Here is an 11,988-nt window from a genome sequence, read left to right as displayed (position 1 = left end):
GACCGCGGTGGCCGGGACCGGCTGCAAGCCACCGTCTCCGGTCAACGCGGGACGACGCGGCGCCGAAAGCCGGATATCGCGCTCGACGACGACGTCGGTCGGACCGCCGATCAGAAGCAGATGTTCGATGTCGTCGCGGCGTATCAGCACCAGCCGGCGATGGCTGTCGACGGCGGTGGCATCCATGACGGCCAGTCGCGTCTTGCGATTCCGGCCGCCGGCGACGAAGGTTCCGAATGTCAGGTTGCGCACCAGCTTGATGATGACGAGAACGATGACCAGCAGGACAAGCGCTGCAAACGTCCACAACAATGCTGCGGCATAACCGGGACCTGCCACGCTATCGAGCCATTGCATTGGTTTCCCCTGATCGCCCTTGGAAGTGACGAGACACTAGACCGTTGCAGCGGGCCACCGCAAGTTGCGTTTCACGCCGGTGAACAGCTTGAAAAACCCAGAAGGCCGAAAGACATCATTTTTATCCGACATTTGCCGCCCAGGCCTTTTCCGGACTAGGAGAATGTGATTCAACCCGGTACGGGGCGGGTGTCGGAACACCGGAATTCACGAGCAGGGGGCACATGGCCAAGGAAGCGCGCGGCGATTTCTATCCGGTACCGATCGTCGACCAGAATACGCGACCGGGCGCGGTCACCCGGCTTATCATTTTCATCGTCGTTCTGACGGGGGCGGCGATCGTCTTCGGGCTTTTCCGCGAGCGCCTCGGCGATCCTTTCCTGCTCGGCATGCTCGGCGTGCTGGCGATGATCGGCGTCGGCTTCCTGTTTGCCACAGCGATCGGCTTCGTGCAGGTCACGCCACGCTCGACAGGCGACGAACTGTCGAAATCCTTCGTCGATTCGATGTCGCAGGGGCTTCTCGTCACCGACACCAAGGGCCGCGTCGTCTACGCCAACCGCGCCTATGCGGATATGACCGGAGCATCGTCCGCTGCCGACCTGAAGACCGTCGAGGGATTGCTCTCGGATGTCCCCGAAGCCTCGGTGACGATCTATCGCCTGGCGTCCGGCCTGCGCGACGGCCAGCCGGGCGACGGCGAGTTCAGGCTCGCGCAATCCATCCGGCCCGGCGCCGAGCCGGGCGCCCGCTGGTACCGCGCGCGCGCGCGCGCCTTCAGCGTTCCGGGCCAGCGGCTGCCGATGCTGGCCTGGCAGCTTGCCGACATCTCGCAGGAGCGGGCCGAGCAGGAGCGCTTCTTCCTCGATCTGCAGAAGGCGATCGATCACCTCGACCACGCGCCGGCCGGCTTCTTTTCGGCCGACCAGGAGGGCCGCGTCACCTACATCAACGCCACGCTCGCCGAATGGCTGGGCATCGACCTCACCAGCTTCACGCCCGGTGCCGTGTCTCTCTCGGAGATCGTGGCCGGCGACGGCATGGCGCTGGTCCGCTCGGTCAAGGCCGACCCCGGCACCACACGCAACGCGGTGATCGATCTCGACCTGACGACCATGACGGGCGAAGCGCTGCCGGTGCGCTTCATGCACCGCGTTTCGGCCAGCCGCGAAGGATTGAACGGGCCGACACGCACGATCGTGCTCAACCGCACGCAAGGCGAGGATGCCTCTGCCGATTTGCGGGCTTCGGAAGTGCGCTTCACCCGCTTCTTCAACTCGACACCGATGGCAATCGCCGGCGTCGACCACAATGGGCGCATCCTGCGCACCAATGCGCCGTTCCTGTCGCTGTTCTCGTCTGTCGTCGATCGCGACGCCGTCGACCGCCGTGTGCGGCTCGACACAGTGATCCACGAACGCGACCGGCCGGCCTTTGCGGCTGCCTTCGAGAAAGCGCAGCAGCGGCAGGCCGACATCGAGCCGATCGACACGCTTTTGCCCGGCAACGACGAACGGCACATCCGCTTCTACGTCAACGCCGTCGCCGACGGCACCGGTGGCGAGGGCGCCGAGGAGTCGGCCATCGTCTACGCCGTCGAGACGACGGAGCAGAAGGCGCTCGAAGGGCAGATGGCGCAGAGCCAGAAGATGCAGGCGGTCGGCCAGCTTGCCGGCGGCATCGCGCATGATTTCAACAATGTGCTGACCGCCATCATCATGGCGTCCGACCTTTTGTTGACCAACCACCGTCCGTCGGACCCCTCCTTCCCCGACATCATGAACATCAAGCAGAACGCCAACCGGGCGGCTTCGCTGGTGCGGCAGCTTCTGGCCTTCTCGCGCAAGCAGACATTGCGGCCGGAAGTGCTCAACCTGACCGACGTGCTCGCCGATCTCAGGATGCTGCTCGCCCGCCTGGTCGGCAACGACATCAAGCTGAAGGTCGACCATGGCCGCGACCTGTGGCCGGTCAAGGTCGATATCGGGCAGTTCGAGCAGGTGGTGGTCAACCTTGCGGTCAACGCGCGCGACGCAATGCCGGCGGGGGGCGATCTCACCGTGCGCACCCGCAATGTGACCGCCGAGGAGTGCAAGGCCTTTTCCTACCGCGAACTCGCCCCGGCGGACTATGTCGTGGTCGAAGTCGAGGACACCGGCAGCGGCATCGCGCCCGACGTGCTGAAGAAGATTTTCGAGCCTTTCTTCACCACCAAGGAAGTCGGCAAGGGCACTGGCCTTGGCCTGTCGATGGTCTATGGCATCATCAAGCAGACCGGCGGCTTCATCTTCTGCGATTCCGAAGTCGGCAAAGGCTCGACTTTCCGCATTTTCCTGCCGCGTCACATCGCCGAAGCGAAAAAAGCAGGCGAGCCCGGCGATGCGCCGGCGACGCCGGCAAAGGTCGCCGATCCGGCCAAGGATCTGTCGGGCTCGGCCACGGTGCTGCTCGTCGAGGACGAGGATGCCGTGCGCATGGGCGGCATGCGGGCGCTGACCTCGCGTGGCTACACCGTGCACGAGGCATCGTCGGGCGTCGAGGCGCTGGAAGTGTTCGAGGCGCTGGGCGGCAAGGTCGATATCGTCGTTTCCGACGTGGTCATGCCGGAAATGGACGGACCGACACTGCTTGGTGAATTGCGCAAGCGCCAGCCGGACATCAAGTTCGTCTTCGTGTCCGGCTACGCCGAGGACGCATTCGCCAGAAACCTCCCGGCAGATGCGCATTTCGGCTTTCTGCCCAAGCCGTTTTCGCTCAAGCAACTGGCGACGATCGTTAAGGACGTGCTGGAGTCTTAGAGCCTTTCCCATGTTCCACCTTGCACAACGCCGTGACAACGCCATGATTGCGGGTGAAACGGCAGGAAGGCTTAGGGGGAGCAACTGGTGACGCCGCACAACGAAGCGGACAAGGACGACTACGCCGACACGGTTTTGTTGCCGGGTGACCCGCAGCGCGCCGAGTGGATGGCGCAAACGTTCCTGGAAGCGCCGCGCTGCATCAATCGCCGCCGCGGCGCGCTTGGCTTCACCGGGCTGTTTGGCGGCAAACCCGTCAGCATTCAGGCGACGGGCATCGGCGTTTCATCGTTTCTGATCTACGCGCATGAATTGCTGGACCATTATGGCGCCCGGACGTTGATCCGCACCGGCACCTGCGGCAGCCTGACCGCAAAAGCAAAACTGCGCAGCCTTGTCATCTCGCAATCGGCGCAGGCGGAAAGCGCCCAGAGCGGCCAGGTTTTCGGCCTTTATGGACCCGCTGGCCCCGACCCGGCGCTCCTCGCATCGTCACTGGCCAAGGCGGTAGAATTCGGCATGGACCATCATGCCGGCCTGACGGTGTGCAGCGACATCTTCTATCACCCGGAGGGGCGCGCCCGTTTTGCCGTTGCGCGGGCGCAAGGAGCCCTGGCCGTGGATATGGAAACCAGCGCGCTATATCGCATATCGGAGCATTTCGGAGCGCGTGCGCTGTCGATGTGTGTCGTGGTCGACAACATCGAGACCGGCGAACAGACCGACTATTCCGAGCGCCAGGCGCTTTTCACCGACATGAGCCGTCTGGCGCTCGCTGTCGCTGTGGAAGCGGGCTAAGCAGCCTCCCGCTTCGGCACCATCTGCTCATCCATTCCCGGCCGATGGCCGCGCAGATAGAGCGCGCAGGTGGTGCGCAGCATCGACGCAAAGTTCGGGATGGCGCCGTTGATCTCGATGGCTTCGTCATAAAGCTTCGAAATGAATTTTGGCGTCGTCAAATCCTGGTTTTCGGCGATTTCGTCCAGCAAAGCCCAGAATGTCGCTTCGAGCTGGATGCTGGTCGAGTGGCCGTCGATGCGAATCGATCGGTTGATCTGGCGATAGCCTTCGGGATCCTGGCCCGCAAACACCCTGCACATCCGACAAACCTCCCATGATTGTTGGTCTTGGGTGGACGGGCGTGCAGTTTGATACTGCTTGACCTGTCCCCACATGCATTCTCGGGCAAAATTGCCGGTCCGGCAATCGGACTTTCGTCCCGTTCGCGGCTGCGGGCGTGGTAACCGGCTGCCACCACCTTTTGTCCGTGCCGCGCATAATCGCCTCCACACCAGAACGGAGACTGATTTGGCCAAGGCGATCCACAGTATGATCCGGGTTCTCGACGAAGCCCGATCGGTCGATTTCTACAGAAACGCCTTCGGGCTCGATGTCGCCGACAGGCTGGATTTCGAGACATTCACGCTCATTTACCTCAGCAATGCCGAGGCAGGGTTCGAGCTCGAACTGACCGTGAACAAGGATCGGCAGGAGCCTTACGGGCTCGGCGACGGCTACGGCCATCTGGCGGTCTCGGTCGTCGATCTCGACGGCGAACATGACCGTCTCGGCGCGCTAGGGCTCAACCCGAAGAAAATCGTCGAGTTCAACCGCGACGGATCCCTGATCGCCCGCTTTTTCTTCATCGAGGATCCCGACGGCTACAAGATCGAGGTTCTGCAACGCGGAGGTCGCTTCCAATAGGAGACATCGCAGCCGTCCCCTGACGGGGGCAGCGCGCCAGCAACGGCGTTCTGAAGAGAGCGCACATAGCAAGCAGGGAGGAATAAAATGGTCACGATCTATGACGCGAAGCCTGGGCTGTCCCGTCGAGAGCTTCTTAAACGCGGCGGCATTGGCGCGCTGCTCGTCATTTCAGGCAGCGCCGTCATCAGCCCCGAGCATGCCTGGGGACTGGAGACATCGGCACTCAAGCCCGAAACCATGGCGACGCTGATCCAGATGGCGCGTGACATCTATCCGCACGATCAGGTTCCGGACAAATATTACGCCATTGCCGTGAAAGGCCACGACGAACAGGCCGGCAAGGACGCCGCCTACAAGACTATGCTCGAAGATGGCATCGCCGACCTCGACAAGAAGTCCGGTGACGGCGGCTACCGCGGCCTTGGCTGGGAGGACCAGCGCGTAGCCGTGCTGAAGCAAATCGAGGCGACGCCGTTCTTCCAGGCCATTCGGGGTGGCCTCGTGGTCAGCCTCTACAACCAGAAAGAGGTGTGGCCGATCTTCGGTTACGAGGGCGAGTCCTATTCCAAGGGCGGCTACATCGCACGCGGTTTCGACGACATCGAGTGGCTCTGAGCCCCGTCGTTCTTGAACCCGCAAACAGAAATCATGGGAGGAAACCATGGCAGCTTCATTTGATCTGAACAACGATGGCGTGGTCGTCATCATCGGCTCGGGCGCCGGCGGCGGCACGCTAGGCAACGAACTCGCCCAGAAGGGTGTCGACGTCGTCATCCTGGAAGCCGGCGCGCGCCACGAATACGAAGACTTCATCAATGACGAGTGGGGTTCGTTCAGCCAGCTCGCCTGGACGGACAAGCGCACCACGTCGGGCGACTGGCGTGTGGCCAAGGACTTTCCCAACCTGCCGGCCTGGATCGTCAAGTCGGTCGGCGGTTCGACCACGCATTGGGCGGGAGCTTCGCTGCGCTTCCAGGAGCATGAGTTCAAGGGGCTGTCGACCTACGGCAAACTGGAAGGCGCCAACCTGCTCGATTGGCCGATCACGCTAGCCGAGATGGAGCCCTACTATGCCAAGGCTGAAGCCAAGATGGGCGTCACCGGCACCAATGACTGGCCGCGGCTGCCGGGCAACAACAATTTCAAGGTGTTGAAGGCCGGCGCCGACAAGCTCGGCTACAAGGAATGCCACACCGGCAACATGGCGATCAACTCGGTCGATCGCGACGACCGCATGTCCTGCCAGCAGACCGGCTTCTGCTTCCAGGGCTGTAAATGGGGCGCCAAATGGTCGACGCTCTACACCGAGATACCCAAGGGAGAGGCGACAGGCCATCTCGAAGTCAGGCCGAATGCCATGGCGATCAAGATCAACCATGACGCCAGCGGAAAGGTGACCGGCGTTGTCTACGCCGACAAAGACGGCAAGCTGCAGGAGCAGAAGGCGCGCATCGTCGCGGTTGCCGGCAATTCGATCGAGAGCCCGCGGCTGCTGCTCAATTCGGCGTCGGGGAAATTCCCCGATGGGCTTGCCAACTCGTCGGGTCAGGTCGGCAAGAACTACATGCGTCACACCACCGGCTCGGTCTATGCCATCTTCGACAGACCGGTGCACATGTATCGCGGCACGACCATGGCCGGCATCATCCGCGACGAGGCGCGGCATGATCCATCGCGCGGTTTCGTTGGTGGCTACGAGTTCGAGACGCTGTCGCTCGGCCTGCCGTTCATGGCAGCGTTTCTTGATCCGGGCGCATGGGGGCGCTCGTTCACCACAGCACTCGATCACTACGACCACATGGCCGGCCTTTGGATCGTCGGTGAGGACATGCCGCGCGCGGAGAACCGCATCGCGCTGCATGCCGACGAGAAGGACGCGCACGGCATGCCGATCGCCGACGTGCATTTCGACGACCATCCGAACGACACCGCGATGCGTAACCACGCCTACAAGCAGGCTACGGCACTCTACGATGCGGTCGGCGCCACCCGCACCTTCCCGACGCCGCCCTATCCGTCGACCCACAATCTCGGTACCAACCGGATGAGCGAGAAAGCGGAAGACGGCGTCGTCAACAAGCACGGCCAGGCGCACGACATCAAGAACCTGTTCGTGTCCGATGGTAGCCAGTTCACCACCGGTGCCGCCGAAAACCCGACCCTGACGATCGTGTCGCTCGCGATCCGCCAGGCCGACTACATCGCGGCGCAAATGTCGGCCAAGACGATCTAGTCACATCCTCCCGACGGACTGCTGGCGCGGAACCCGCAAGGTTCCGCGCCTTTTTCTTGCCGCCTCACTGCTTGGTGCAGGTCGAGGCGGTGAAGGCGCCGTCGGGCTGCTTCATGATGATGTCGAAGGAGGGCACGGTTTCGCCGTCCAGCGTCGCCTGGGTCAGCGACAGTAAATTGCCGCCGGCGGTATATCCGCCCAGCGGCCCCAGCCACGAGATCACGCCGTTTGCGTCCATTTGGTAGTTGTAGCCCTGCCGCGCGGTGCCGAAGACGCCGAGGCTGGCGTAGACGGGGCCGCTGTAGACGTTCCCCTTGATGGTGATGTCGCCGAGGCTGAGGAACATGCCAAGCAGGTACACTTCGCAATGATAGGCGCCGTCAGGCATCTTGCCGTCGCTGAAATCGGCTCGCGCGGCCACGGTTGCTGCAGCCAGAAGCAGTATGCCGATGAAAATACGTGAAATACCTGAAACCATGACGTCGCTCGCTTGAAGAGCGAGCTTGCCCTATTTTTGCACCGCGCCGCAACATCGGTCGCCCTGAGGTATTGGTGAGGTCAAAATCTAGGCAGATTATGAAAATGGTCAAAAAATAGGCAGAGGCTGCGGAAGCTGCGCAAAATTCCCTCAATCGATTTCTGGCCACCTCTCTTTGTTTTGTAAGCCCTATATTCCAAGGTGCTGATATCTATAATTTATTTGTGCCCTTTCGGGATTGCCAGAGCGGTTGGCATGGGGGTTGCTTTGTAGTGTTGCGGTGCAATCAACTAGCTTGGGAGTCTGTAATATGAGGGGTAATTTCTCGACAATAACAAAAATGTTTTCGGCTGGTGTGGTCGCCGCCGGCCTGTTGACGTCCGCTCCGGTCAAGGCCGCCGACGACACGATCAAGGTCGGCATTCTCCATTCGCTGTCGGGGACCATGGCGATTTCGGAGACGACGCTGAAGGACGCCATGCTGATGCTCATCGACGAGCAGAACGCCAAGGGTGGTCTGCTCGGCAAGAAGCTCGAGGCGGTCGTCGTCGATCCGGCTTCCAACTGGCCGCTGTTTGCCGAAAAAGCGCGCGAACTGATCTCCAAGGACAAGGTCGCGGCGGTGTTCGGCTGCTGGACCTCGGTGTCGCGCAAATCGGTGCTGCCGGTGTTCTCGGAACTCGACAATATCCTGTTCTACCCCGTCCAGTATGAGGGCGAGGAAAGCGAGCGCAACGTGTTCTACACCGGTGCGGCGCCGAACCAGCAGGCCATCCCGGCTGTCGACTATCTGATGAGCGAGGATGGTGGTTCGGTGAAGCGCTGGGTGCTGGAAGGCACCGACTACGTCTATCCGCGCACCACCAACAAGATCCTCGAGGCCTATCTGAAGGCCAAGGGCGTGGCGGCTGAAGACATCATGGTCAATTACACGCCGTTCGGCTTCTCCGACTGGCAGACCGAAGTTTCGGCGATCAAGAAGTTCGGTTCGGCCGGCAAGAAGACCGCCGTCGTCTCGACCGTCAACGGCGACGCCAACGTGCCGTTCTACAAGGAACTCGGCAACCAGGGCATCAAGGCCGAGGACATCCCGGTCATGGCCTTCTCGGTCGGCGAGGAAGAGCTAGCCGGTCTCGACACCGCGCCGCTGGTCGGCCATCTCGCCGCCTGGAACTATTTCGAGAGCGTCGACACGCCCGAGAACAAGAAGTTCATCGCCGACTGGCACAAGTTCATCAAGAACGACAAGCGCACCACCAACGATCCGATGGAAGCCCATTATATCGGCTTCAACATGTGGGTGAAGGCGGTCGAGAAGGCCGGCACCACCGATCCGGACAAGGTCATCGACGCCATGATCGGCGTGTCGGTGCCGAACCTGACCGGCGGCTATTCGACGATGATGCCGAACCACCACATCACCAAGCCGGTGCTGATCGGCGAAATCCAGGCCGACGGCCAGTTCGAAACCGTGTCGCGCACGCCGGGCCTGGTGATGGGTGACGAGTGGTCCGACTATCTGCCTGATTCCAAGGACCTGATCTCCGATTGGCGCGCGCCTCTGTCTTGCGGCAACTTCAATGTTGCCACCGGCAAGTGCGGCGGCAAGGGCACGAACTGATCCTCCCCGGGCTGGACCTTCAGGTCCATGCCCATGACCGCGCGCGTCCGGACGGCTTCCTCCGCCGTCCGGACGCCCACTTCAACCTTCAGGGGTGACCAGAGACCGATGACCTTGATCCGCACGGGTTTGATGCTGTTGTTCCTGCTGGCGACACTGTCGTCCTCCGGCGCCGGCGAAGCCGATCTGCGCGGCATCATCGCCAAATTCGCCACGGCCAAGGGCTTTTCCGAGATCGGGGCCGTCGTCCACGAACTGGCGGCCGCCGGCGATCCGGCGGTAGAGCGGCCGCTTGCGGCACTTGCCGACGGCAACCTGTATGTCCGCAAGGCTGATTCCCTTGTGTTTGTCGGCAAGGAAGCGGGCGAAAGCGTCCAGCTTTCCGACCCGTTGAGCGGCGAGGCGTCGGGCGACGCGGCCAAGGACGGCATCACCAAGATCAAGGTCAACAACACGCTGCGTCGCGTCATACGCGATGCGTTGGGCACACTGACGCTCGGCGCCAAGGACCCGGCCGTGCGTGTTGCCGCCGCCGACACCATGTTCAAGACGCCCGACGCCGCAAACATCGGACCGCTCGACACGGCAATCGCCAGTGAGATCGTGGCCAGCGTCAAGGCGCTGCTCGAACAGGCTCGTGCCGCCTCCGTTCTGGTCTCCGACCGGCCTGAAGCCGACAAGCTCGCTGCAATTGCCCTGATCGGCGCGCGTGGCGACCGCGATGCGGTTTCCCTGCTCACCTCGATCGAGGCGAATTCCACCGACGCGGTCAAGCAAGCGGCGACGACCGCAATCGCCAACATCAATTCGACGCTGGCCTTCTGGGATGCCGGGCAGAACATCTGGTACGGCATCTCGCTGGGCTCGGTGCTGCTGCTGGCGGCAATCGGCCTTGCCATCACCTTCGGCGTCATGGGCGTCATCAACATGGCGCATGGCGAGATGGTCATGCTCGGCGCCTACACGACCTTCGTCGTCCAGCAGGTGATCCGCACCTCCTTTCCCGGCCTGTTCGACTGGTCGCTGGTCATTGCGCTGCCGCTCGCCTTCCTCGTTGCGGCCCTGGTTGGCCTGATCATCGAGCGCGGCGTCATCCGTTTCCTCTATGGCCGGCCGCTTGAAACGCTGCTGGCGACATGGGGCGTCTCGCTGATCCTGCAACAGGCCGTGCGCTCGATCTTCGGGCCGACCAACCAGGAGGTCGGCAACCCATCCTGGATGTCGGGCTCGTTCAATCTCGGCCAGTTGGCGATCACCTGGAACCGGCTGTGGATCCTGGTTTTCGCGCTCGCTGCCTTCGGCATCCTGCTCTACGTGATGAAGCGCACGCCCTGGGGCCTGCAGATGCGCGCCGTCACCGCCAACCGGCGCATGGCCGCCTCGATGGGCATCAGGACGCCATGGGTAGACGCGCTGACCTTCGCGCTCGGCTCCGGCATTGCAGGCATTGCCGGCGTCGCGCTCAGCCAGATCGACAACGTCTCGCCCAATCTCGGTCGCGGCTACATCATCGACAGCTTCATGGTCGTCGTCTTCGGCGGCGTCGGCAATCTGTGGGGCACGCTGGTCGGCGCCTTCTCGCTCGGCATCGTCAACAAGTTCCTCGAGCCCTATGCGGGCGCGGTGCTCGGCAAGATCGTCGTGCTGGTGCTGATCATCCTGTTCATCCAGAAGCGCCCGCGCGGCCTGTTCGCGCTCAAGGGCAGGGCGGTGGAAGCATGATCACGGGACGCTTCTTTGCCGCCGGCGCGGACCGCCGCATCGCCATCACGATCTTCATCCTGCTGGCGGTGGCCGTCCTTGTGCCGCTGCTCAACCTTGCGGTGTCTCCCACCAGCGCCTTCTACGTCCCTTCCTATATCGTTGCGCTCACCGGCAAATATCTCTGCTATGCGCTGCTCGCCTTGGCACTTGACCTGGTCTGGGGCTATTGCGGCATCCTCTCGCTCGGTCACGGCGCCTTCTTCGCGCTCGGCGGCTATGCGATGGGCATGTATCTGATGCGCCAGATCGGTTCGCGCGGCGTTTACGGCAATCCCATCTTGCCCGATTTCATGGTGTTCCTGAACTACAAGGAACTGCCCTGGTTCTGGTACGGTTTCGACCACTTCTGGTTCGCCGGCCTCATGGTGCTCGCGGTGCCCGGCCTGCTCGCTTTCGTCTTTGGCTGGTTCGCCTTCCGCAGCCGCGTCACCGGCGTTTATCTCTCGATCATCACCCAGGCGATGACCTACGCGCTGCTGCTTGCCTTTTTTCGCAACGACATGGGGTTCGGCGGCAACAACGGCCTGACCGATTTCAAGGATATTCTCGGCTTCAACGTGCAGGCCGACGCGACGCGTTCGGCGCTGTTCGCGGCCAGCGCCGTGATGCTCGCGCTTGCCGTGTTCGTCACCTGGGCGATCGTCGGCTCCAAATACGGCAAGCTCCTGATGGCGGTGCGCGATGCCGAGAGCCGCACGCGCTTCCTCGGCTGGCGGGCCGAGAACGTGAAACTGTTCGCCTTCACCGTCTCGGCTGTCATGGCCGGCATAGCCGGCGCGCTCTACGTGCCGCAGGTCGGCATCATCAATCCGGGCGAGTTCGAGCCGGCCAATTCGATTGAAGTCGTCGTCTGGGCCGCCGTCGGCGGACGCGGCACCATTGTCGGGCCGATCATCGGTGCGCTGCTGGTCAACGCCGGCAAATCCTGGTTCACCGGCGTGCTGCCGGAGTTCTGGCTGTTTGCACTGGGCGGGCTGTTCGTCGCCGTCACGCTTTTGCTGCCCAAAGGCATCATCGGCATGTGGGACAG

The 11,988-nt window shown here is 62.5% G+C and carries 10 protein-coding genes and 1 pseudogene; 8 read left to right on the top strand and 3 right to left on the bottom strand.

Going from position 1 to position 11,988, the window contains the following annotated elements; translation table 11 throughout:
* Positions 1-357, bottom strand: a pseudogene (locus tag EOD15_RS17575) (flagellar biosynthetic protein FliO); the annotation flags it as partial.
* Between the two features lie 224 nt (positions 358-581).
* Between EOD15_RS17575 and EOD15_RS17570 the strand changes: the two are divergent.
* The gene (locus tag EOD15_RS17570; RefSeq protein ID WP_127321938.1) at positions 582-3,155 is read left to right on the top strand and encodes an ATP-binding protein; all 2,574 of its coding nucleotides are present in this window, start codon (positions 582-584) and stop codon (positions 3,153-3,155) included.
* Between the two features lie 87 nt (positions 3,156-3,242).
* Entirely contained in the window at positions 3,243-3,953 is a 711-nt protein-coding gene (locus tag EOD15_RS17565; RefSeq protein ID WP_127321937.1) for a purine-nucleoside phosphorylase, read from the top strand.
* Here EOD15_RS17565 and EOD15_RS17560 read toward each other — a convergent pair.
* Positions 3,950-4,255: a ribbon-helix-helix domain-containing protein gene (locus EOD15_RS17560; RefSeq protein ID WP_127268969.1), complete on the bottom strand. Its 306-nt coding sequence runs from the start codon at positions 4,253-4,255 to the stop codon at positions 3,950-3,952. The genes EOD15_RS17565 and EOD15_RS17560 overlap by 4 nt on opposite strands.
* Before the next feature lie 208 nt (positions 4,256-4,463).
* On the opposite strand from EOD15_RS17560, the gene EOD15_RS17555 reads away from it, so the two are divergent.
* The 3 genes from EOD15_RS17555 to EOD15_RS17545 all read left to right on the top strand — a co-directional run bounded on the left by EOD15_RS17555 (position 4,464) and on the right by EOD15_RS17545 (position 7,095).
* The gene (locus EOD15_RS17555; RefSeq protein ID WP_127321936.1) at positions 4,464-4,859 is read left to right on the top strand and encodes a VOC family protein; all 396 of its coding nucleotides are present in this window, start codon (positions 4,464-4,466) and stop codon (positions 4,857-4,859) included.
* A gap of 87 nt (positions 4,860-4,946) precedes the next feature.
* Positions 4,947-5,477, top strand: coding sequence for a gluconate 2-dehydrogenase subunit 3 family protein (locus EOD15_RS17550; RefSeq protein ID WP_127268967.1), 531 nt, complete (start codon positions 4,947-4,949; stop codon positions 5,475-5,477).
* A 46-nt stretch (positions 5,478-5,523) separates the two neighbouring features.
* Positions 5,524-7,095 (top strand): GMC family oxidoreductase, encoded by a 1,572-nt coding sequence (locus EOD15_RS17545; RefSeq protein ID WP_127268966.1) that lies wholly within the window; start codon positions 5,524-5,526, stop codon positions 7,093-7,095.
* 64 nt (positions 7,096-7,159) lie between these two features.
* Here the strand turns inward: EOD15_RS17545 and EOD15_RS17540 are convergent, their stop codons facing one another.
* Positions 7,160-7,573 carry a hypothetical protein gene (locus tag EOD15_RS17540; RefSeq protein WP_127321965.1) on the bottom strand — a complete coding sequence of 138 codons (414 nt, stop codon included), beginning with the start codon at positions 7,571-7,573 and terminating at the stop codon, positions 7,160-7,162.
* Positions 7,574-7,883: 310 nt separating this feature from the next.
* Between EOD15_RS17540 and urtA the strand changes: the two genes are divergently transcribed.
* The 3 genes from urtA to urtC all read left to right on the top strand — a co-directional run.
* Complete coding sequence (urtA, locus tag EOD15_RS17535; protein WP_027036733.1) at positions 7,884-9,194, top strand: urea ABC transporter substrate-binding protein; 1,311 nt, start codon at positions 7,884-7,886, stop codon at positions 9,192-9,194.
* Between the two features lie 108 nt (positions 9,195-9,302).
* Complete coding sequence (gene urtB, locus EOD15_RS17530) at positions 9,303-10,916, top strand: urea ABC transporter permease subunit UrtB (protein WP_127321966.1); 1,614 nt, start codon at positions 9,303-9,305, stop codon at positions 10,914-10,916.
* Positions 10,913-11,988: urea ABC transporter permease subunit UrtC (gene urtC / locus EOD15_RS17525; RefSeq protein ID WP_127408676.1), on the top strand; the 1,076-nt coding region annotated here is incomplete at its 3' end. The genes urtB and urtC, both read left to right, overlap by 4 nt.

The sequence above is a fragment of the Mesorhizobium sp. M7A.T.Ca.US.000.02.2.1 genome (assembly GCF_003996995.1).
Taxonomy (GTDB): domain Bacteria; phylum Pseudomonadota; class Alphaproteobacteria; order Rhizobiales; family Rhizobiaceae; genus Mesorhizobium.
This window is presented reverse-complemented; position numbering and strand designations above follow the sequence as displayed.